Genomic DNA, 21689 nt, shown 5'->3' with positions numbered 1-21689 from the left:
TTATGATGACATTATATTCAACAATTACGTGTCCATATAGTCATCGCTGCAGGATTGTTTTGCACGAGAAAGATATGGATTTTCAGGTAATAGATGTTGATCCCAATAACAAATCAGAAGACTTGGCGGTAATGAGTCCTTATGGTAAAGCGCCGGTACTTGTGGAACGCGATCTGGTATTGTACGAATCAAATATCATCAATGAATATATTGACGATCGCTTTCCACATCCGCAACTGATGCCTGCAGATCCGGTAATGCGTGCACGAGCGCGATTATTGCTATTTCGTTTTGAGCAGGAATTGTTTTGCTATATAGACGCATTCGATGGTACAGACCAAAAAGCGATTGATAAAGCACGAACAGCGATAGCTGAAAATTTGACGATGATATCGCCGATTTTCGAAAAACAGAAATATATGCTGGGTGATGAATTTTCCATGCTTGATGTTGCTATTGCACCATTACTCTGGCGCCTGGAGTATTATGGAATTCGCCTGCCTAAACAGGCGGCATCGCTATTAAAATACTCTGAGAGATTATTTAGCCGTCCATTATTCATTGACGCATTATCAGCTTCGGAAAAAGTAATGCGAAAATGAGCATGAATTCAACAAAACCTTACTTGATTCGTTCGATTTATGATTGGTGTATAGACAGTGGCTTTACGCCTTTTATATCAGTAAAAGCTGATCCGGAATTGGATGTACCTCAAGAATTAGTAAAAAATGGTGAAATAGTTTTTAATATTAGCGTTAAAGCAGTTCAAGGGCTAAATATCAGTAATGAATCTATCATGTTTAGTGCTCGCTTTAATGGAATACCGCGTAATCTTGATATCCCATTAGATGCTGTTAAAGGGGTATTTGCCAAAGAAATCAATCAAGGAATAGCATTTTCTGCTGAAGATAAAGAGGCACAAGCGAAAATGGCAAATGAACAATCAAGTGATTCAATTCAAGATTCATTGATTCCTCAAACAAAAGTTTCAAGCAAACCTAATCTTCGAGTCATTAAGTAAGCTTCTCAAATTAATTGCCGGCATAGCTCAGATGGTAGAGCAGCTGATTTGTAATCAGAAGGTCCCGAGTTCGATTCTTGGTGTCGGCACCATAAAATCAATGAGTTAGATTGATTTTATGATCTTCTAATTTTCCACTTGTGTCAGAATTGTGTCATTCAGAATTTCATCTACAACCATTGCATGTTTTCTGAATTGTTCGGGTGCCAAATGAGCATAACGTTTCACCATCTCAGTTGATTCCCAAGCCCCCATTTCTTGAATTACGTTTAGCGGCACACCCTTCTGAGTTAACCAGCTGGCCCAAGTATGGCGCAAATCATGCCAATGGAAGTCTTCTATACCTGCTCTACTTAATGCCTTTCGCCATGCCCTGGTATTGACCTGAATAATTGGTTTTCCTTGGTAAGTAAACACTCTTAACGGATGCTTGCCAACCTGCTTTCTCAAGACTTCCATAGCCGTTGCATTCAGTGAAATATGAATGCTTTTTCTTGCTTTGGCCTGATCTGCATGAATCCATGCAACATTTCTCTGCAAATCAACTTGCGACCATTCCAAATCAGTAACATTGCGTTTGCGCAATCCTGTTGAAAGTGAAAACTTTACCAAGTCAACCAAATGCTCTGGTAATTCATTTAATAATATTTGTACTTGCTCAGGAGCTATCCAGCGAATCCGCCGCTTGGGTTCCTTATATAGCCGGATAAAGGGTGCTTTCTCAATCCATTCCCAATCTAAAGCCGCTCTTCGCAGAATGGCCCTGATAGTTGCCAAATAACGATTAGCCGTCGAAGGTGATGTTTCTTTGCATTTTATTTCACCTACTTCAGCAATCACTTCTCGAGTTAATTCAGAAAGTAATTGGCCCCTAAAAAACTGTTGAAACCACGCAACTTGCTTCATGTCCTGCTTATGGGAAGCCTTATGTTGTGTCTCCATCAGCCATTTATAAGCCGCTTCATCCCAAGTCCGCTTTGGCTTATCCCCCAGTCTTGCAACCCGCCAGGATTCCGCTTTCAGCTTATCGTGGAATTCTTGCGCCTGGGTTTTATCTTCAGTTGCAGCAGAGCATCTAACTCGCTCGCCGCTTGGTGTGGTGAAACTAATCCACCACGTCTTACCACGTTTACAGAGTGACATAATTGTTTCTCCTCATGTCCCACTTGCAACGCTTGCCGAGTGCAAGCATATAACGAGCGAATGTGATCAGCAAGATCATCTTCAATAAATGCCCACCGTTTCCCTAATTTTGCACCCGGAATAATTCCTGCTTTAGCGCGACGACGCACTTCTTCAGGGTGCAACTTCAAGAATTGAGCAGCTTCACTTAAATTTAATGTCCTCATGAGCCATTCCATTGCATTGTTAAAAAAGATTGGCTATAACAAAATCAGAAATATGGTTACAACCGAAATTAAAAGTAAGCTTGATGCCATTAAATTAATGATGGCTGCTTGCCTGGAGATTCTGGCTAGATCATAAATTTCCTGACCTACCCCGCTTTTTATCTTTTCATCAATCAACTGAATACAGCTCTCCAGAAATTGGTCTCGTGTCAATTGTGCGTTACTCATGGATGCATTAATCAGTGCATTTGATTTTTTGGTAGAGTACTCACACCATCGATTAAAGTTTTCTTCCAATATCGCCTGGTAATTGCTTAATAGCTCAGCATGGGCTTTTTCATTTTGTTCCAGCAATACTTCATTGAGCGTATGCATCATCAATACCGGATCATCCTGCGACAGAACAATGCCGTGTTCAGACGCTATTCTTTCAATGATCACATCTAATTTGTCGGTATTCATGTTAAAACCGAAGCCACATTTTCAATGTTGGTGAAGAGCTGTCTGCGGATGATCGTTAATCTTTGGCGTACCATCACCGGCAAAGCACTATTTTTAAGTGCTTCATCGAAAGTAAATTTTGATTGCAGGATTTCACTTAAATCTTTGCCAAAAGTCTCGGGCTTGTAGTGTGGAATTCGAATAATCGCCGATACTCGACCTTTGTTATCCACATAAGCTTTCATTTCCTCAAACTGCTTGCCATTCATGCTGATTTCTCCCCAATAAGGGTTTAACCAAACCACAAACAATGCTTCCTTAGGAAACTGTTTAATCAGATGTACAAAACCATTCAATGTATCCAGCAAAGCCTGACTACCTGTGATGACGGTATGCACAACCAACTCATGCCCCATATCCAGAAGTAAAGCGGGTATCTGGTTGCTGATGAGGTAATGCGACATCGGTACAAAGGTGCTGGCACCATTGTCAATAATGACGTCATTGTCTGCTTTTGCGATCAATTCAATTAAATCATCAAATTTTCTCGGATCAATCTCATCATTGTTCATCACATTAATCTGCTTAACATTGAGCTTTTTAAATCCATAAAAAGTAGCATTAACCGGATCGGTATCAATGCATAAAGGATTGCCGCCTTTTGCAACTTTATGTTGCGCTAGCGTGGATGATATAAACGATTTGCCTACTCCACCTTTCCCTTGCAGAATCATATGTATTCTAGCCATCAGACCAACTCCTCTTTTTCAGTTGCAGAATTAAAACGAAATCCTTCTTGACCATTCCCAGCTGACTTTCCTTGATCAATGCGCGGATGCTGTTTTCTGTCCTCACCAATATGTCGATTGACCAATGTTCGGAACCATTGATAAGAACATTTGATTTTTTCTTCCTGGTGCAAAATGTTCCAGATCTGCCGAATCGTCCAACCATCCTTGAGTGCCTGCTCGATATCAGGTTTCAACGCGATGAACGCCGGTAAAAATTGCTTAACCGTACTTTTGTTTTTATCCGCATAAAGTGCGATTCGATCTGATAAGGATTTAGTCATCACACAATTTCCACAAAAATATTTATCTTGGCGTCCAAACAGCTTTTTGATTTTTTGCTTTCCTTTCTGTTTCTTTTTGTTGTTTTCAATTTCTTTGAGTTTCTTATTCTTTCTTTTTGTTTCCAAGTCACTGTTATTTAGTTGAATCAAGCTTCTTTCAAGTATTTTTATACTGATTGAAATTATGATATAACGAAAGTAATCTATTTGCAAACATCGATTATAGTGTTAGTATATTTCTTGAAACTCACAGAACCGGGCAAGATATGTGGAGATGGCCATCTCCACTCCAACTTATTTGCACTCTGTGCTCAACGTTGATCTTGCTCTTCGAGGAAAACCGAAATGATTACCCAAAAGAACCCCAAGACAATCGGAAAAGAAAGAAGAGATAAGAAGCTTAGGGTTCCTGTTTTGCCAATCGAGGAAGCTGAAATAAAGACTAAGGCGCAGGATGCCGGATTAACCGTTGCCGAGTATCTGCGCAATCTGGGCCTGGGTTATCAAGTACCCAGTATTGTTGACAGCAGACAGGTAGATAGCCTGCTAAAAATTAACGGTGATCTTGGCAGATTGGGTGGATTGATCAAACTTTGGCTTACCAACGACAAGCGTACAAAATTGATTGGCAAGTCACAGTTGCATATGACCTTGGACAGTATCCGAAATACGCAAAGCACGATGCTGGATGTCATTATGAAGCTTAAAAAATAACTTTCGGAATAGTCCTTTTTGACTTAAGCAGCTTAAATACGATGATCGCTAAAATCATACCCATCAAATCAGTGCGCAAAAGCAACTACTCTGCGTTGATACAGTATCTGACCGATCCTCAAGACAAGAGTGAACGTGTCAGCCAGATCAAGGTATCAAACTGTTATTCAGACGATCAGATAGCTGCATTGATAGAGATACAAAACACACAGGAAATGAATAAGCGCGCCAAATCGGATAAAACCTGTCATTTGGTGCTGAGCTTTCCGGAAGGTGAGCGTTTATCCCTTTCTGATCTGAATGCTATTGAAGAGCGGTTTTGCGATGCTTTGGGTTTTAATGGTCATCAACGCATCAGCGTAGTCCATGATGATACCAATAACCTGCACATCCATATCGCCATCAACAAGATTCACCCCAAAAACCTCACAATCCATAACCCCTACTATGACTACAACAAAGTAGCCAAGCTTTGTGAGCAGATAGAACAAGAATATGGCTTAACAACAGTTAATCATGAAACCCAAAGCGATAAAGCGTCCAGGGTAGCGCAGGAAATTGAAACCAGAACCGGTGTTGAGAGTTTGCTGGTCTGGATCAAGCGTGAGTGCTTGGATGAATTGAAGCAGCCGGACAACTGGCAGGATTTACATCAGGCTCTAGCTAGACATGGCCTTGAAATCAAGGAACGTGGTAATGGGTTTGTATTGGTTGCCAACAATGGCACGGCTGTTAAAGCAAGCTCAGTTGATCGCTCTTTATCCAAAGGAAATTTAACTCAAAGACTGGGTGCTTTTGTACAGAATGAACATTCTACACAATCGTCACAACAAAACGCCAAACAATACCAGCCAAGACCATTGCAGAATCGAATCGATACTTCAGAGCTTTTTGCGAGATACCAGCAAGAGCAGACAGATAACGCCAGACAGCGTTCAATCCAGTGGGCAATATTGCGACAAAGCAGAGATCAACTCATTGACCGCGCCAAACGAGAAGCGAAACTCAAGCGCAACATCATTAAAAGCATCAAAGCTGGGAGATTGGCCAAAAAAGCGCTATACGCAACCGCTCATCAGCAATTCAAAACAACTATAGCAGTCATTAAAAGCGATTACCAAAAAGCCTATCAAAGTTCTAAAACCTGTCATTCCAGAATGGGGTGGCTGGATTGGTTAGCATTTGAGGCCAAAAATGGTAAGACGCAAGCATTGGCTGTTTTGCGATCCAGAAGAATCGGTCAATTTAAGGGCAACCAGGTATCGGCTAAGCCAAGCAATGATAAATCTAATGGCTACTTCAAGGATGGCTTTATTAAAGACGATTGTGTGGAATCGATCAGCAAAATCGGCACAGTCACCTATAAAGCAGGATCAACCACCATCCGCGATGACGGCAAGCGGTTAATCGTTCTGCCGGATACAACACAAGATGCATTGGCAGATATTCTGCATGTTGCCATGAAGAAGTACGGCAGTCACTTGGCAATCAATGGAACTGAACCGTTTCGCCTTCAGATAGCACAGGTTGCAGCACAAAACCAAATGCGCATCACTTTTGACGATAAGCCGCTTGAACAATACCGTCAGCAATTAATGAAACAGCATGCTTTAGGTAGAGAGCAATCGGCAGGTCAAAAACGACCCACCACCTCCATCACCACCCGAAGGAGCCTCTGATGAATAACATCAATCTGAGTTCTAAAGACAGCAGAAATGTCAAAAAAGACAAGATTATCGTTCGCTCATTATCCATTGTCTGTCTTGTTGGCGGATTCCAAGTCGCTACCCAGTATTTTTCCCACCAATTCAACTATCAGCCGCAATTAGGTACTCACTTCTTTAACATCTATGAACCTTGGGCAATTCTGCTATGGGCAAATAAATGGTATGGCGAGTATTCGGGCATCTTTGATCTGGCGGCAGGTTTCGGCATTTTATTCTCCAGCATCGGTTTGATACTGGTATTGGTCATTAAAATGGTGCTGGCCAATTCATCCAGAACCAATCAAGGATTGCATGGTTCGGCCAGATGGGCAGATAAAAAGGACATTGTAGCTGCAGGATTGCTTGCAACAGGCAAGAATCACAAAAGTAACCAGAGCGACGTCGTTTATGTCGGCGGCTGGCGGGATAATTCCGGTAAAACCCACTATCTGAAACACAGCGGCCCGGAACATGTGTTGTGTTATGCCCCGACTCGCTCTGGCAAAGGTGTGAGTCTCGTCATACCGACCCTGCTTTCCTGGACTCAGAGCGCGGTCATTACTGATCTTAAAGGTGAGTTATGGGCATTGACCTCCGGTTGGAGAAAGCATCATGCCAAAAACAAGGTGCTGCGTTTTGATCCGGCATCAACCAGTAGCGCGCATTGGAATCCACTCGATGAAATCCAAATTGGCAGCGGCATGGAAGTGGCCGACGTTCAAAACCTGACCACCTTAATCGTTGATCCGGATGGCAAGGGATTACAAACCCACTGGCAGAAAACCAGCCAGGCATTGCTGGTAGGTGTCATTTTGCATGTTTTATACAAGTCTGAGCGAGAAGGAACCCCCGCCACATTATCGACTGTCGACGCAATGCTATCTGATCCTGATCGCGATATTAGGGAGCTGTGGATGGAAATGGCCATGCAGGATTATCTGGACGGTAAAAGTCATCCAGTGATTGCAGCCAGTGCGCGCGATATGTTGGATCGCCCTGAAGAAGAAGCAGGTTCCGTGCTATCAACCGCAAAATCCTATCTATCTTTGTATCGCGATCCGATCGTCGCCAACAATATCAGCACATCGGATTTTACAATCCGCGACCTCATGCACCATGAGCATCCCGTCAGCTTATACATTGTGTCACACCCCAATGATAAATCCCGGTTGCGTCCTTTAATTCGCATTCTGATCAACATGATCATCAGAAAGCTGGCCGATAGAATCACGTTTAAAGACGGTCAACCAGCTGCGCATTATAAACACAAGCTGCTATTGATGCTGGACGAATTCCCAAGCTTAGGAAAACTTGAAATCTTTCAGGAATCCCTCGCGTTTATCGCAGGCTACGGCATGAAAGCCTATCTGATTTGCCAGGATTTGAATCAGCTCAAGAGTCGCGAGACCGGCTACGGGCATGATGAAGCGATTACTTCAAACTGTCACATTCAGACCGCGTTTGCACCCAATCGGATTGAAACGGCGGAGCACTTATCCAAACTGACCGGGCAAACCACCGTTATCAAAGAGCAGATTACCACCAGTGGTCGCCGCTCATCGATGATGCATGGACATGTTACCCGTACCCTACAGGAGACGCAGCGCGCATTATTAACGCCGGATGAATGTATGCGACTGCCCGGCCCCATGAAAGATGCTGAAGGCAAAATCACCAAACCAGGCGACATGATCATCTATGTGGCCGGTTTCCCGGCCATTTATGGCACGCAGCCTTTGTATTTCCAGGATGAAACCTTTACTGCACGGGCACAGGTCAATCCCCCGAGCTTCAGCGACAAATTAACCGGACTGTGAGATACCTCGAACTCATGAGAATCCACTTCATGAAAAAACCCATCAAATTCCTGGCTATTTCTGTTCTGGCTATGAGCGCTAGCCTATTTGTACTGAGTATTAGTGCACGAATCAGCGGGATTTATATCAATACCACACCCAGCTTGCCAGTGGGTTTTTACAAAGTGGTTGATGAACCGATTGTCAGCGGCGCTTATGTCGCTTTCTGCCCACCACAGGATGCGATTTTTGATATGGCTAAGGATAGATCCTACATCAATCAAGGTAATTGCCCTGGTGGCTATGGTTTGTTGCTCAAACGTGTGTTTGCACAATCCGGAGATCGAGTTTTGATCGCTCAGGCTGGCATCTATGTGAATGGTGAACATTTGCCGAATAGCGCCCAGCTAACAGCCGATGCTGAGGATCAACCATTGCCGCAATATCGGCTTCAAGCTGTGGTGAATGATTCTGAATACCTACTGCTATCCGATGTGAACCCACAATCCTTTGATGCGCGCTATTTCGGATTGATTGCGCGTGATCAGATTCAACAGGTGGTACGTCCAGTTTTTACCTGGAGTCATTAATTAAAATTTAAAGGAGACAATGTTATGAATAGACCGCCGATTGATGCTGAAACCAACAATCCTGACATAACAGAAATCATTCAGGAAAAGCTACTCGATGCTGAGATACCGGGCTTCCAGGCTGAATTTGATCCCTTAGAAGCTGAGAGATTGGGCGCATTTGCGGAAGATGCCTTGAATGAACAAGATGCGCTAGAGAGCAACATCGATCATACAGCGGAGGTTGACGATGAAAGAAGCTAAGAAGGCTTTTCATGAACAAGTTGCCGAGAATTTGATTGAGCAACTCAAAAAAGGTGTTGCGCCCTGGCAAAAGCCGTGGGAACCCGGTGATTTGCTGGCTACATTACCCATGAATCCAACAACGGGGAAGCGCTACCGGGGCATTAATAGCCTGAACCTGATGAGCCGTGCGTATACGGATCCGCGTTGGTTAACCTACAAGCAAGCGGTAAGTCTGGGGGCACAGGTGCGTAAAGGTGAAAAAAGCACGCTCGTGCAATATTGGAAATTTACCGATGAACGCATCAAAACCGATGACAACAATAATCCTGTACTCAATAATGAGGGCAATTCTATTAAAGAACAGATCAGGCTTGAGCGTCCCAGGGTGTTTTATGCCGCCGTATTTAATGCGCAGCAAATGGATAATCTGCCAGAACTTGACATTAAAGCCCCTGACTGGGATCCGCTGGAGCGGGCAGAACGCATATTACAGGCATCCCATGCTGTAATCCATCATGGCGAGGCTGATCGCGCATTTTATCGGCCATCAACCGACAGTATCCACTTACCCCATAAGCACCAGTTTCCAACCCCCGATCGCTACTACGCAACCGCACTGCATGAACTGGGGCACTGGACCGGTCATGAATTGCGCTTAAATCGTGATCTCGCGCATCCATTCGGCAGCCACGGTTATGCCAAAGAAGAACTACGTGCCGAGATTGCCAGCATGTTGCTCAGTGGTGAATTGGGTATCTGTCATGATCCGGGGCAGCATGTGGCTTATGTGAGTTCATGGATCAAAGCGCTACAGGAAGATCCCACAGAGATATTTCGTGCTGCTGCTGATGCGGAAAAAATCCAGGATTATGTACTGGCATTGTCACAACAACAGGAAATTGCACAGGAAGTTGATGCAGAGGAGGCAATCAGAATGGATCAAATCAAGCAAAACACCACAGCTTATTTACTGAATCTCTCACCGGATCTGGCCACCATCGCATCCCACAATATCAAACGGTTTAATGATCTGACACAAGCTATGTCAAAAAAGGATCAGGATGCCATCATTCTGGTTGCCGATGCACTCAAGTTTACGAGGGGCGGCGGTATTGATAACTTGGAGTTTGAAGAAGTTGCGGAGGACAAATTGGGTTTTAGAATTCCGGCTGACTGGAATGGACAGTTACAGATTCAGGGTAATGCGATTCATTCCGATGAAAATGGTATTAAGTCTATAGTATCTGCTGATTCAACGAATAAAGAGCCACAATTCTGGGGCGTGACTATGCAGCGTGATGATCAGATTTTTCAATGGGTGAAAAACTGTGGGTCTAAACAGGAAGCGCAAGAATTAACCAATTTGCTTGCACTCATTGATGTCGCTGCCGAAAAGAATGAACATGAGAAGGCCGTCAAGCTTGCCAATATCCATGAAAATCGCATTCGAAATGATCCAATTAGCACTGAAGTATCGATATCAGGAGCCAAGACCGAACAAAACGATGACAATGCTCGTCAATATTTGATTGTTCCTTATCGTGATAAAGACTTGGCAAAGGCCGCTGGCGCTCGTTGGGACAAAAACGCCCGTGCCTGGTATGTAGGGCCAGAAGCAGATATCCAAACATTGCAACGTTGGCTACCGGAGAATGTTTCCAGTCAGCAGGAACCGGCTATTGATCCCGTGAGTGAATTTGCTGATTTGCTGCGCGCTCAAGGTTGTTTGGTTGATGGCAATCATCCGTTGATGGATGGCGGCACACACAGAATTAAAGTTGAAGGTGACAAGTCCGGTGAGAAATCAGGTTTTTATGTGGCGCATCTGGATGGCCATCCTGCCGGATATTTCAAGAATAATCGAACCGGTATAGAGACTCGCTGGAAAGCCAAGGGGTATTCGTTAACGGATGCGCAAAAAGCCGAGTTGATCGCTCAAGCTGCTATCAAGCAGCAAAACCGAAAAGCCGAGCAACAGGCACAGCAAAATAAAGTTGCTGATGCAATTCAAGCCTTGCTGGCGATCGCACCAGTTGCCGATTCCGAACATCCTTATCTGAAAGAAAAGTGTGTCCGCCCGGGCAATTTGAGAATCGTGCCGCAGAATGCGGATGATTTGCTGACCGATTCAATCATTAAAATCGGTCAAAACTGGCAGGAAGTCAAAGTACTACGAGAAGAAAATCCAGACAGTATTGTACTGACTGCTGGTGATTTGTTGCTGGCCGCACAAGATGTTCATGGACAAATCTGGGGTGTACAAACGATACAACCCAGTGGCTCAAAGCTTTTTGCTACGGGTAGCAGAAAGGAGAATAACTTTCATGTCGTTGGTGGCGAGAGTCAGGGACTTACAGCACTGGATGCTGCACCTGCCATTGTAATTGCTGAAGGCTATGCCACGGCAGACACGCTATCTCAGGCGCTGGGTTATCCTGTCATCGCTGCATTTGATTCAGGTAACTTACCCAAAGTAGCTAAGGATTTGCATGCAAAGTATCCGCATAAGCCCATCATTATTGCGGGAGACGATGATCATCACCTGGAATCCACCCTTGGCAAAAACCCCGGCAAGGAAAAAGCGCTGGAAGCAGCGGCATTGGTAAATGGGTTTGCGGTATTTCCGGTTTTTGCGCCGGGTGAGCAGATATCAAAAAAATTAAATGATTTTAATGATCTGGCCAATAAAAGCGCGCTAGGTATTGAGGCGGTTAAACGTCAGGTTGGATCGGTTGTTGAAAAAATATCTCAGCAGGCTAAACAGGACAGCTTATTGAAGTTACAAGTCCCTATTGAACCTAAGCAGCAGGAAATCAGGCAAAAACGGGCATTGGTCAGGTAATCTTTTAAGGAGACTACAAGATGCGCGATAATATGCTGAAGATTCCAGGAACCCCATCCAATTCTGATGAAGGTGATCTTTATGAAAACATTGAGACTCGTCCCGGCACTACCGAAAAGCAAAAGGAAGCAGGAAGAGGTGCCTATACAGAACTGCTCGAATCTCATGCTCGATGGGCAGGTGGCACCTTACTGGGTTGTGATTTCCCGAAAGACTTCCGAGAAAAAGGAGGAACCACCTTCCTGAATCAGTCCATCAAGTCAGGCCATGATCTGGCAATAATGGCGCAAATACTGCGTGATCCGCGCTATGAAACGCTGAGAATATTTTATACCCGTATGAATCGCATCGTTCATCATACTGCTGTGAGTTCCAGATTACCGGGTGCAGTCTATTTGGAAAAGATTGGTCATGCCAAATATGATCTGGGTGTTTTGGTAGAAAAGACTAGGCGACATGTTAAAGCAGATGGTTACTGGTTATTGCATAATCATCCATCGGGTAATGCTAAGCCATCAAGTCAGGATATCAGGCTTACAGAAATACTTGCATCATTTGTTCCGAGTTTTAAAGGCCATGTCATTATCAATACCAGTCAATACAGTATCATTGATAAAGAAGGTCATGTCGATTTTGTGGATTGGATGGGTGATCAGGCAGGAGGTTATCAGAACAATCATTATAAAAGTCATACGCTGCTTTTGGAGAAAATAGCCTCACCGGAGGATCTTGCGAAGATAGGCCATGCTTTAAAAAAGCAAGATCAGTTTTTTAACTTGATAGGCATCAGTGCAAATGGTTTTGTATTGTCGTTAAGTGAATTACCCTTATCGGTACTGAATCGTCCTCAAAATCTGCTTCTGGCGCGACTACAAAATTTTGCACGCAATTCTGGCGTCAATACCGTATTTGCCATCACGAATGCTAATGATTACAGACATCCGGTATTATCCAAAGCCTGTGAAGTTGGCATACTAAAAGATGTGCTAACCGTTGAGGGCTATGATTATCGTTCATTGCGAGAAGAAGGGTTATTTGCGTCATTGTCCGGTGAAATAGGTGCTATTTTTAGAAAACCCAGAACCTTTGTGAAGGAAGATGGTGGATTGGGCAAGCGCAAAAGTCGTACCCGCTGACAGTTATTCGGTATTAGTTCTATATATAGTATACTATAGTGATCTTTATATAATAACATGTGCGCTATAGTATTCATTATGTCTGTCAGATCATTTCGTGTTGAGCAAGTCCTAAAGAAACTTGGTGGTGACATTCGTGACGCAAGAAAGCGCCGAGGAATTACTGTGCAGTTGATGGCTGAGCGCATGGGCGTTACACGGGTTACGGTTGCAAAAATTGAACGCGGCGAACCAAATACCAGTATGGGCAATTACGCGATGGCGTTATACATCCTTGGTAAAGCCGATGAACTCGAAATGCTGATGGATCGTACCCATGATTCCCTGGGCCTGGATCTGATGGATGAGAAACTACCCAAACGAGTCAGGGTTTCTAAATGAATGATACCCACCTGCTTGTCTCATTGGATTGGCAAGGACAATTGCATCGCATTGGTCACCTGGAAATTCATAAAAGCCGTGGCAGGGAAAATTACCGCTTTATCTATGAGCGTACTTGGATCAAACACCCAAATCGCTTTGCCATTGACCCGGAACTCCCTTTGCTGGTTGATATGCCGTATTTGAACAACCGTTTATGGGGTGCTTTCCAGGATATTTCACCAGATCGTTGGGGCAGACTGATTCAGACACGCACAACTGGTATCTTTTTAAGTGACAGTGACTATATGTTGGGTGTTAGTGATTACATGCGCATGGGTGGACTTCGTTTAAGTCACAGTCATACGCCCGATGTGTTTCTTGCAGAACATACAAATATCCCCAAGTTGATTCATATGCGACAACTTGAAACCGCAGCCAGACATTTTGAAAGCGGTACGGAGACTGCCGCCGATCTTGCCATGCTTGCGCAGCCTGGTTCATCGCTTGGCGGAGCGCGACCTAAAGCGGCGATTGAAGATGCCGGCGAACTCTGGATTGCCAAGTTTTCTTCACAGAACGATACAGAACGAGTCAGTCTATGGGAAGCCGTTATGCTGGATCTTGCACAACAAGCCGGAATTGAAGTAACAGCATTTAGGGTTTTAAATGCAAAAAGTGATTCGCCGGTCTTACTGGTCAAACGATTTGACCGTGAGAAAACACTGCGTACCCCTTTTATGTCTGCCATGACACTATTAGGACGCAATGAAGATACCAAGGAGGGGGCGAGTTATCTGGAAATAGCTGATGCCATTAATCGTGAATCTGCGCAGCCTGCACAAGATCGCCTGGAATTATGGCGGCGTATGACATTCAACGTTATGACCGGCAATATTGATGATCATCTACGCAATCATGGTTTTCTGCGCGCCCCTCAGGGATGGCGACTGGCACCTGCCTATGATTTAAACCCAACCTCTCAGCCCTTTATCCAACGAGTGCATCAACTGGCATTTAACCAAAGCGTTAAACCATCATTAGATACCTGTCTGGAGCTGACAGAATACTTTGCATTAAATCAGTCAATAACCGATCTTGCATTAAAAAAGATCGGGAAAAGTCTGGGTAATTGGCAATTGACCGCAAAACGCCATCAATTACGCAGCGATGAGATCAAGCGTATGTCATCATCCTTTGAACATGAAGATAGTCAACGGTTAATTTCAATAGCCACAAAAACAATTTCACGATCACGCAGCAGCTAATGGTAGGGTTACTATGTGTGGCGGAATTGAATATCAGAGTGAAAAGATATATTTCCCGCAAACGGGGCGCGGTTGCCGGTGCGTTTGCGAGATGGCAGTGTAACTTGGATAGCCTGGAGCAGACGCAAGGATGAAGCCACTGGTAAATTTCCGATCGGCGGCTGGGCACGACTGAATTCCATCAAAAGCGGCAAATGGAAACTCTGGCACCCAAGACCGTTTTAATCGCTGCTGGACCAGTTCATGGGAAAAGACCATGATAACCAGTCTCATTGGGTACCCTTGGATAAAAGAATGGCGATTCAAGGATTATTAGCAGAAAGAGATGATGAAATGCGGGTTTATGTGGTGACTATCAACACCCACCATAATATGCTTGGATACATGATCGCTGGCCGAGACTGGTTTGACTGACGGATCAATGGTCATTCAAGTTTTATTTATCTGGTCGATGCAATAACTGTAGGCAATAACAAATTCTACCGTATGATTTTATTCATAAACCTTCTCCAGGGAATTGTCCTCCCTTGATGATTCCCTGGGTTCCTCCAATCAAAACACACTCAATCGTATTATTTCTTTTTTTCTGTTTGTTTGGGCTTTGTTGGTTTGGCAGTATTGATTTTCTTAACAGAGGCCGCAGCATCAGACAGGGCTTTGCCTGGCTTGAATTTAACGACCTTTTTGGCAGGAATTGTCATGGTTACACCAGTCGCTGGATTGCGGCCTTCACGACTTGCACGTTCTGTCACTGAGAAAGTACCAAATCCCACAAGCTGAACATCGCTGCCACTAGCCATGGTTTCCTGAATAACTTCAAGCAATCCGTTCAGCATGGCAGTTGTTTGGGCTTTGGTGGTTTTAGAACGTGTAGCAATGGCTTCAATCAATTCAGTCTTGTTCATGGGGACGCCCTAAAAGTGGTTTAAGAAGTGAATGGTAATCTAGCAGGGTATAATGTGAAAAATCAATAACTTTTATTCATCTTATACATTTTTTACCTGGAAACTTATTTTATTTGCAAATTTAAGACACAGTCGGATTTCAATCCTGAATGAATTGCTTTTCAGATTGCTCTAAGTCTATGTATTGGATCTTCTATATAGGCGGGATTATGTGGCTGCGTTTTGTCATTATTATTAAAGACGCGGCATAACTGTATTTTTGAGCTTTTCTGTTCGATTTAAGTATATTCAAGTCAAGCGCGCACAAGTTTTTACAAAGAAGGAAACCCGTTTTGCAGAGGTCTCTATTATTTTTTTGCCGGTTTATTCAGCAGTTACCAATACTCATGATTTGGTACACCATAGGATCATACTCTTGGATGAATCTCACCAACGGCCGGAATCTTTCCAATTTTTTCAGTCATTATAGAGTCGGCCATTAAACAGTTCGATTTTTCATAGCAGAGAAGGCCGGAATACGGAGATTCTAATAAATCTTTTTAATGGTCGGATCATTAGTTACGCAATATTTGCCGCCGATAAAAAAGATACCTTATTGTTATATTGGGTTGCTAATAGTTAGCAAACGGTGATTGATGCGTATTTAGAACGTGCTGCTGGGCATGATGAATGAATGCGGTAATTAAAATTGCGAAATCAGGGGCATCTTTACTAAATCCAGAAATTGGAACACAATTTGTAATATTACATAAGTTACATCATATAGAGGGATAGATGAGCATTGGAAGAAGCGGACGTGTAGTGATTGAGATTGATCCTGCATTGAAGAAGACACTGCATGCAACATTAATGAAGAATGGTCTTACACTTAAAGATTGGTTCGTTCTATCAGCGGAAAGTTATTTGGCTAATACCACGCAAGGATCCTTACCTTTTGATGAAGATGAACATCAAATGAAGGATACTTTAAAATGAAACCATTTGATAAATCTTCTGCTGTATCTTTTGGTCGTCATGAGACCTTTACACTTCGTTTTGGTTGGTTAACAAAAGGCTTCAAAGCATGGTGCGAAGACTCCTCGATTTTTGAAAAGGATGATGCAACAGTTGTTCTGGGCGTGGGTAAAAACATGGTTCATGCGATTCGCTATTGGCTTATTGCGTGCCAAATTCTAGAAGCTAATAAACATACGTTAACATCGACCGTACTAGGAAAACGGCTATTTGATATAAAAAATGGACATGATCCATATCTAGAAGACGATGCCACTATTTGGCTACTCCATTGGTTGATCGCTTCAAATGCCGAGAATGCAACAGCATTTTTCTGGTTTTTCAATAGATTCCACAAACCCGAATTCACACAAAAAGAATTATTTGAAGCTTTGCAAGTATTTGTTCATGAGAATGTAAGTAGCCGAGTTGCCGATAATACTTTGAGAAGTGATATCACATTAATGCTACGAACATACGAGCCGACAATAGATTTTAAGAAAACTCCAATTGAAGAAGGACTTGACTCTCCGCTAGCTATTCTCGGGTTGATTAATGAAATTGGTAATTCAAAATATCACGAGTCTAAACTTGAAAATCGTTGGAATCTCCCAGTCGTGCCATTTAGCTATGCGGTTCTGGAAGTTTTCAAAGTTTCTAGATTATCTAGCCTGCCTGTCGAGAAATTAATGATCAGTGATGGTTTTTATGCTGCTCCAGGAGCCGTCTATAGGTTAAATGAAGAAGGGCTAATCGATAAACTAGAAGAAATGATAGCTTGGTTACCTGGCGTTTTTGAACTGAGAGAAACTGCCGGTATTCATCAATTGTACATGCTCAAGCAAATTGAACCATTGGATATATTAGATAAATATTACGAAGAATCTAACCAGTCACGATTGGTGGAGATAAGAGCATGAGACTGATAAACCTTTTGAAGGTTAACACGCATTACACCAGATCGATTAATCTGGAACGAGATTCTGAAGAAAATTCAAGTGCATGTACTTATATTCCCACACATCGTGCTGTTCAAACGTTGGGTCGTGTCATCGACACAATTAATACTAAAGAAACGCCCCGTGCATGGGCATTAGTAGGGCCTTATGGATCAGGGAAATCAGCATTTGGCTTATTTCTTAGCCAATTATTAGGTAACCCAGGATCTGCAACATGGCAACATGCAATGAATGTATTAAAAAATACAGATGAGGGTATGGCCAAAAAGATTACACAAGAACTCACCGGAACTGGTGGTTATTGCTGTATCAATTTAACGGGTAGTCCAGAAGCACTTAGTAGAAGACTTACGAAAGCTATGCTTACAGGTGCTCAAGTTTTTTTTGGTAAAAAGCTAGAGCCTTTGCCGGAAATTCTTAAGCAGCTTCAGGCTATATCAGAGTCTGACTTCGTTACCACTTCAAAAGTAACTGAACTAATTTCAGAGCTTCAGAAGGCTGTTCATCGAGCGCAAGGAGCTGGCATCCTTATCATAATTGATGAGTTAGGCAAATTTCTGGAATTCGAAGCGAGGAATCGCAATGCTAATGATGTATTTTTGTTACAAGCAATTGCGGAGTCTGCTTTTAAGCCCAATTTAATTCCACTGCATTTTGTAGTTCTATTACATCAAGCTTTCGAACAATATTTCCAAGGATTTGGTGAGAAGCTTAAAAATGAGTGGAAAAAAGTACAAGGTCGTTTTGAAAATGTACCATTTCTTGAATCCGCTGAACAAACTCTACGAATTCTTTCGGCATCGCTGATTTCTAGTTTTGATAACGATATTATCGTACGGAAATCTACTCAATGTGATCACATAGTAAAATCACTCGCTTTGGTCAATGCTTTACCCACAGGAATGAGCGTTGCAACTGCTCAGAAATTATTTGAGAACTGCTATCCCTTACATCCTTTAACTTTATTATTGTTGCCTACGCTATGCCAAAAAGTAGCACAAAATGAACGTACTTTATTTACCTATTTAGGTAGTCAAGAGCCATATGGTTTTCTTGATACGTTAACTCATCTTGAAATTACTGATGATCGATTGCCCTGGATAATGCCTTGGGAAATTTATCAGTATTTCATTTTGAATCAGCCAGGACTAACCACAGATCATGCAACTCACCGCCGCTGGGCAGAAGTCGTGATGGCGTTGGAACGTTTAGGGGATGCACCTATACAGGAAATCCAATTACTTAAAACTATCGGATTACTTAACATTATCAGTGCTCAAGGTGGATTAAAGGCATCAAAAGAAATTATTGCCCTTTGTGGAGATGGTAATGAAGACATTATCAATCACGCATTGGAGTCGTTACTAGAAAAATCAATTATCACTTACCGTAAATATAATGCCGAGTATCGTGTATGGCAAGGTAGTGATTTTGATCTAGAAGCTTCTGTACAAGAGCAAAAAGCGCAGATGACCAGCGCTCATCTTGCTGAGACACTTAATGAAAAAAAACCTTTGCAACCTGTCGTTGCCCGACGTTATGGGATTGAAATAGGCACGCTACGATATTTCAGACCAATATTTATTGATAGATTTAATACAAATCAAATCGTTTCAACAGATGAACCTACACTATATTTATGTTTGTCAGAAACGGGGGAAGATGAAGCTCTCTTTGAAAGCTGCTTAGGTACACTCGGGTGTTCACTAGCAATCGGTGCAATTATAGATTCAAGTGCAACATTGAAAGAATCTTTGATTGAGATTATCGCTTTGCAAAAGGTCCAGCATAGTAGTCCTGAATTAGCATCCGATCCGATTGCTCAACGTGAGCTCAAAGATAGGTTGACTGTCGCTATCAAGAATGAAAGACAGGTTATCTCAAGTATTCTTGAAGAACCAAGTAAATCGACTTGGCATTGGGGTGCTCGCCGCTACAAAGTAAATAATAAACGTGCATTCCAAGAGCTACTAACTTTAGTGTTGAAAAGTAATTACTCTAAAACACCGCATTTACATAATGAACTGATCAATCGTGAAAAACCTTCTTCAAGTGCAATAGCTGGCCGTAAGAAATTACTGCTTGCTATGCTTGAAATGGAGTCTATTGAAGATCTAGGAATTAAAAAATTCCCACCAGAGAAAGCGATCTATCGCTCTATTCTTCGAGCTACTGGCCTTCATTCTAAGACGAATCAAGGGTGGCAATTTACAGTACCGGAATCCCAGTTAGCATCAGATAGAGGTATCCAATCCCTTTGGGAAGCAATTGATAACTTCTTAAGTCGTACCGAGCAGAATCCTCTAGCGATCTCTCAACTTTACCAAGAATTATTAAATCCACCGTATGGTATTAAATCAGGCCTACTACCAGTACTTTTTCTTGCAGCTTATTTGGTTTATAAGGAAGAAATTGTTATCTACGAAGATGGTTATTACTCACCATTCCTAACTCAGGAATTGTTGGAAAAAATCTTGAAGTCGCCTGAGATATTCTCAATTCAGCGCCTCAGAATTGATCATCTTAGAGACCAGCTTTTCAAGAAATATGCTCAAGCAATTACACTTGATGACCCTGCTGAGGTTAATATGATGGCAGTACTTAAACCACTATCTAGGTTTATGGTCAATTTGCCGGATTATACAAAGCGAACCAAACGTATTTCTGAAAAAGCACAGAAAGTACGTGAGCATTTCTTTGCAGCCAAATCCCCTGCACAATTGTTGTTTAGAGAATTGCCGGTTGCCTGCGGATTCAAACCCATCGGCGCAGAAACAACAATTGAAGTACTTGAAGATTTTTCCAAAGAATTAAAGTCAATATTCTCAGAACTGCGAATTGCCTATCATAGTTTGCTGAGCGAGTTTCGGATGATGCTTAAAAATAGCTTTAATGAGAATGAGAAAGTTGCGTTCTCAGAATTGCGTGAACGTTTGCGCGGACGCTATGGCCCTCTTCAAACATATACAATTGATACACATGGATTAAAGGCATTTTTGGGTCGTTTAGCTGATCCCTATGGTGATGACGGACATTGGCTAAATAGCCTGGCCACTTTCGTCGCTCGCAAACCTCCTGAAAAATGGTTAGATGAAGATATCAATATAGCGGAATACCGTCTTGTTGAATTTTCAAAACGTTTGCGAGATCTGGAACGTTTGCGTATTCACTATGAAGATAGCGCGCCATCTTCTCACAACACTCAAATTGAGGTGGTAATGCTCCGAACAGTGCGTCAAGGTGGGAATGATCATGATGCTATTATTTCACTTGATGAATCCAAGAAAAAAGCCATAAGCGAAAAATTCGAATTGATTCAGCGCATGCTGAGTGATTTGCCTTCAGAAGATCTTCGTTTAGCACTTCTAGCTCAGCTTTTTGAAGAACACATTGCGAATCAAAAGAATAGAGATAATAATTTATCATCTAAAAAAGAAACAGGAGCAAGTAATGAGCGATAAAAAAATACGTCACGTTCTTGGTCTTTCTGGAGGTAAAGATAGTTCTGCGCTTGCAATTTTTATGCGAGACAAGGTGCCACAGATGGAATACTTCTTTACTGATACAGGTGCTGAACTACCCGAGACTTATGAATACTTGGATAAATTGGAGGCTTACCTTGGCAAGCCTATTGCTCGTATCAATGCTACACGGACTTTTGATCACCTTCTTAAAAATCAATATAACAATTTTCTTCCATCGGCTAATACTCGCTGGTGTACTCGTGAACTCAAGATAAAACCATTTGAAAAATTTGCAGGTGATGATGTCGTCGTTAGCTATGTAGGAATACGTGCTGATGAAGATCGAGAAGGATATATAAGTACTAAACCTAATATCAAGGCAGTATTTCCTTTTAAAGAAGCAGGTCTTGTATATGCTGATATCATGCGCATTTTGAATGATTCTGGTCTTGGTATTCCTGCTTACTATGAATGGCGTAGCAGGTCAGGATGTTATTTTTGTTTTTTTCAGCGTAAATCTGAATGGGTTGGTCTCAAAGAACGCCACCCAGATTTATTTAAAGCGGCAAAGCACTATGAAAAATTTGATGCCGAAACAGATACACGTTACACCTGGTCACAAGGAGAAAGCTTGGACGAACTTGAAGCCCGGTCAGAAGAAATTAAGCTGAACGCAAATCAAAAATCACAATCCCTCCCGGTTAAAAGTTGGCAAGTCACGCTCGCATCAATTGCTGAAGAAGAAACCGATGAATCTTGTTTGATTTGTTCTTTGTAATCTTTACAAACAAATTTAGATTATTCAAACAGAATTTAATTTTGATATCAAAGAATATTCTTACAACATA

General features: G+C 42.5%; 21 protein-coding genes and 1 tRNA gene. 17 read left to right on the top strand and 5 right to left on the bottom strand.

Annotation, left to right across the window (positions count from 1 at the left end):
* Window positions 1-2: 2 nt before the first annotated feature.
* The 3 genes from HRU78_13025 to HRU78_13015 all read left to right on the top strand — a co-directional run bounded on the left by HRU78_13025 (window position 3) and on the right by HRU78_13015 (window position 1113).
* The gene (locus HRU78_13025) at window positions 3-602 is read left to right on the top strand and encodes a glutathione S-transferase N-terminal domain-containing protein (protein QOJ24449.1); all 600 of its coding nucleotides are present in this window, start codon (window positions 3-5) and stop codon (window positions 600-602) included.
* On the top strand, window positions 599-1021 hold the full coding sequence (locus tag HRU78_13020) for a ClpXP protease specificity-enhancing factor (protein QOJ24448.1): 423 nt from the start codon (window positions 599-601) through the stop codon (window positions 1019-1021). Before HRU78_13025 ends, HRU78_13020 begins: the two co-directional genes overlap by 4 nt.
* Window positions 1022-1037: 16 nt before the next feature.
* Window positions 1038-1113, top strand: a tRNA-Thr gene (locus HRU78_13015).
* A gap of 34 nt (window positions 1114-1147) precedes the next feature.
* On the opposite strand, the gene HRU78_13010 is transcribed toward HRU78_13015, so the two are convergent.
* From HRU78_13010 to HRU78_12995, 4 genes are all read right to left on the bottom strand, one after another.
* Window positions 1148-2164 carry a site-specific integrase gene (locus HRU78_13010; protein ID QOJ24447.1) on the bottom strand — a complete coding sequence of 339 codons (1017 nt, stop codon included), beginning with the start codon at window positions 2162-2164 and terminating at the stop codon, window positions 1148-1150.
* 239 nt (window positions 2165-2403) lie between these two features.
* Window positions 2404-2832 (bottom strand): conjugal transfer protein TraM, encoded by a 429-nt coding sequence (locus tag HRU78_13005; protein ID QOJ24446.1) that lies wholly within the window; start codon window positions 2830-2832, stop codon window positions 2404-2406.
* Window positions 2829-3560, bottom strand: coding sequence for a conjugal transfer protein TraL (locus HRU78_13000; GenBank protein QOJ24445.1), 732 nt, complete (start codon window positions 3558-3560; stop codon window positions 2829-2831). Before HRU78_13000 ends, HRU78_13005 begins: the two co-directional genes overlap by 4 nt.
* On the bottom strand, window positions 3560-4033 hold the full coding sequence (locus HRU78_12995; protein QOJ24444.1) for a hypothetical protein: 474 nt from the start codon (window positions 4031-4033) through the stop codon (window positions 3560-3562). Before HRU78_12995 ends, HRU78_13000 begins: the two co-directional genes overlap by 1 nt.
* 195 nt (window positions 4034-4228) lie before the next feature.
* On the opposite strand from HRU78_12995, the gene traJ reads away from it, so the two are divergent.
* The 10 genes from traJ (at window position 4229) to HRU78_12945 (ending at window position 14934) form a co-directional block, all read left to right on the top strand.
* Entirely contained in the window at window positions 4229-4597 is a 369-nt protein-coding gene (traJ, locus tag HRU78_12990; protein ID QOJ24443.1) for a conjugal transfer transcriptional regulator TraJ, read from the top strand.
* Between the two features lie 41 nt (window positions 4598-4638).
* Window positions 4639-6276, top strand: coding sequence for a relaxase/mobilization nuclease domain-containing protein (locus HRU78_12985; protein QOJ24442.1), 1638 nt, complete (start codon window positions 4639-4641; stop codon window positions 6274-6276).
* Entirely contained in the window at window positions 6276-8120 is a 1845-nt protein-coding gene (locus tag HRU78_12980) for a type IV secretory system conjugative DNA transfer family protein (protein QOJ24441.1), read from the top strand. The genes HRU78_12985 and HRU78_12980 overlap by 1 nt, the downstream gene beginning before the upstream one ends.
* Before the next feature lie 29 nt (window positions 8121-8149).
* On the top strand, window positions 8150-8689 hold the full coding sequence (traF, locus tag HRU78_12975) for a conjugative transfer signal peptidase TraF (GenBank protein ID QOJ24440.1): 540 nt from the start codon (window positions 8150-8152) through the stop codon (window positions 8687-8689).
* A gap of 24 nt (window positions 8690-8713) precedes the next feature.
* Window positions 8714-8932, top strand: a complete 219-nt coding sequence (locus HRU78_12970; protein QOJ24439.1) for a conjugal transfer protein TraD — start codon at window positions 8714-8716, stop codon at window positions 8930-8932.
* On the top strand, window positions 8919-11756 hold the full coding sequence (locus HRU78_12965) for a DUF1738 domain-containing protein (protein QOJ24438.1): 2838 nt from the start codon (window positions 8919-8921) through the stop codon (window positions 11754-11756). Before HRU78_12970 ends, HRU78_12965 begins: the two co-directional genes overlap by 14 nt.
* Before the next feature lie 20 nt (window positions 11757-11776).
* The gene (locus HRU78_12960) at window positions 11777-12892 is read left to right on the top strand and encodes a DNA repair protein RadC (protein QOJ24437.1); all 1116 of its coding nucleotides are present in this window, start codon (window positions 11777-11779) and stop codon (window positions 12890-12892) included.
* Between the two features lie 78 nt (window positions 12893-12970).
* Window positions 12971-13273, top strand: a complete 303-nt coding sequence (locus tag HRU78_12955; protein QOJ24436.1) for a helix-turn-helix transcriptional regulator — start codon at window positions 12971-12973, stop codon at window positions 13271-13273.
* Complete coding sequence (locus tag HRU78_12950) at window positions 13270-14520, top strand: type II toxin-antitoxin system HipA family toxin (protein QOJ24435.1); 1251 nt, start codon at window positions 13270-13272, stop codon at window positions 14518-14520. Before HRU78_12955 ends, HRU78_12950 begins: the two co-directional genes overlap by 4 nt.
* 243 nt (window positions 14521-14763) lie before the next feature.
* The gene (locus HRU78_12945) at window positions 14764-14934 is read left to right on the top strand and encodes a hypothetical protein (GenBank protein QOJ24434.1); all 171 of its coding nucleotides are present in this window, start codon (window positions 14764-14766) and stop codon (window positions 14932-14934) included.
* 158 nt (window positions 14935-15092) lie between these two features.
* Here the strand turns inward: HRU78_12945 and HRU78_12940 are convergent, their stop codons facing one another.
* Entirely contained in the window at window positions 15093-15425 is a 333-nt protein-coding gene (locus HRU78_12940) for an HU family DNA-binding protein (GenBank protein ID QOJ24433.1), read from the bottom strand.
* A 774-nt stretch (window positions 15426-16199) separates the two neighbouring features.
* Here HRU78_12940 and HRU78_12935 point away from each other — a divergent pair.
* Genes HRU78_12935 through HRU78_12920 form a run of 4 tightly spaced genes read left to right on the top strand, consistent with a single transcriptional unit; the run spans window position 16200 to window position 21619 of the window.
* Window positions 16200-16400: a hypothetical protein gene (locus tag HRU78_12935; GenBank protein QOJ24432.1), complete on the top strand. Its 201-nt coding sequence runs from the start codon at window positions 16200-16202 to the stop codon at window positions 16398-16400.
* Window positions 16397-17338 (top strand): DUF4007 family protein, encoded by a 942-nt coding sequence (locus HRU78_12930; GenBank protein ID QOJ24431.1) that lies wholly within the window; start codon window positions 16397-16399, stop codon window positions 17336-17338. Before HRU78_12935 ends, HRU78_12930 begins: the two co-directional genes overlap by 4 nt.
* Window positions 17335-20838, top strand: coding sequence for a hypothetical protein (locus tag HRU78_12925; GenBank protein ID QOJ24430.1), 3504 nt, complete (start codon window positions 17335-17337; stop codon window positions 20836-20838). Before HRU78_12930 ends, HRU78_12925 begins: the two co-directional genes overlap by 4 nt.
* On the top strand, window positions 20828-21619 hold the full coding sequence (locus HRU78_12920; GenBank protein QOJ24429.1) for a phosphoadenosine phosphosulfate reductase family protein: 792 nt from the start codon (window positions 20828-20830) through the stop codon (window positions 21617-21619). The genes HRU78_12925 and HRU78_12920 overlap by 11 nt, the downstream gene beginning before the upstream one ends.
* The last annotated feature ends 70 nt before the right edge of the window (window positions 21620-21689 follow it).

It is taken from the genome of Gammaproteobacteria bacterium (genome assembly GCA_015709635.1).
Taxonomy (GTDB): Bacteria; Pseudomonadota; Gammaproteobacteria; order Burkholderiales; family Nitrosomonadaceae; genus Nitrosomonas.
This window is presented reverse-complemented; position numbering and strand designations above follow the sequence as displayed.

Excerpts from the sequence above, each read along its gene's own strand:
- HRU78_13025 (QOJ24449.1), top strand. The coding sequence starts at position 3 with ATGATGACATTATATTCAACAATTACGTGTCCATATAGTCATCGCTGC.
- HRU78_13020 (QOJ24448.1), top strand. The coding sequence starts at position 599 with ATGAGCATGAATTCAACAAAACCTTACTTGATTCGTTCGATTTATGAT.
- HRU78_13010 (QOJ24447.1), bottom strand. The coding sequence starts at position 2,164 with ATGTCACTCTGTAAACGTGGTAAGACGTGGTGGATTAGTTTCACCACA.
- HRU78_13005 (QOJ24446.1), bottom strand. The coding sequence starts at position 2,832 with ATGAATACCGACAAATTAGATGTGATCATTGAAAGAATAGCGTCTGAA.
- HRU78_13000 (QOJ24445.1), bottom strand. The coding sequence starts at position 3,560 with ATGGCTAGAATACATATGATTCTGCAAGGGAAAGGTGGAGTAGGCAAA.
- traJ (QOJ24443.1), top strand. The coding sequence starts at position 4,229 with ATGATTACCCAAAAGAACCCCAAGACAATCGGAAAAGAAAGAAGAGAT.
- HRU78_12985 (QOJ24442.1), top strand. The coding sequence starts at position 4,639 with ATGATCGCTAAAATCATACCCATCAAATCAGTGCGCAAAAGCAACTAC.
- HRU78_12980 (QOJ24441.1), top strand. The coding sequence starts at position 6,276 with ATGAATAACATCAATCTGAGTTCTAAAGACAGCAGAAATGTCAAAAAA.
- traF (QOJ24440.1), top strand. The coding sequence starts at position 8,150 with ATGAAAAAACCCATCAAATTCCTGGCTATTTCTGTTCTGGCTATGAGC.
- HRU78_12970 (QOJ24439.1), top strand. The coding sequence starts at position 8,714 with ATGAATAGACCGCCGATTGATGCTGAAACCAACAATCCTGACATAACA.
- HRU78_12965 (QOJ24438.1), top strand. The coding sequence starts at position 8,919 with ATGAAAGAAGCTAAGAAGGCTTTTCATGAACAAGTTGCCGAGAATTTG.
- HRU78_12960 (QOJ24437.1), top strand. The coding sequence starts at position 11,777 with ATGCGCGATAATATGCTGAAGATTCCAGGAACCCCATCCAATTCTGAT.
- HRU78_12955 (QOJ24436.1), top strand. The coding sequence starts at position 12,971 with ATGTCTGTCAGATCATTTCGTGTTGAGCAAGTCCTAAAGAAACTTGGT.
- HRU78_12950 (QOJ24435.1), top strand. The coding sequence starts at position 13,270 with ATGAATGATACCCACCTGCTTGTCTCATTGGATTGGCAAGGACAATTG.
- HRU78_12945 (QOJ24434.1), top strand. The coding sequence starts at position 14,764 with ATGGGAAAAGACCATGATAACCAGTCTCATTGGGTACCCTTGGATAAA.
- HRU78_12940 (QOJ24433.1), bottom strand. The coding sequence starts at position 15,425 with ATGAACAAGACTGAATTGATTGAAGCCATTGCTACACGTTCTAAAACC.
- HRU78_12935 (QOJ24432.1), top strand. The coding sequence starts at position 16,200 with ATGAGCATTGGAAGAAGCGGACGTGTAGTGATTGAGATTGATCCTGCA.
- HRU78_12930 (QOJ24431.1), top strand. The coding sequence starts at position 16,397 with ATGAAACCATTTGATAAATCTTCTGCTGTATCTTTTGGTCGTCATGAG.
- HRU78_12925 (QOJ24430.1), top strand. The coding sequence starts at position 17,335 with ATGAGACTGATAAACCTTTTGAAGGTTAACACGCATTACACCAGATCG.
- HRU78_12920 (QOJ24429.1), top strand. The coding sequence starts at position 20,828 with ATGAGCGATAAAAAAATACGTCACGTTCTTGGTCTTTCTGGAGGTAAA.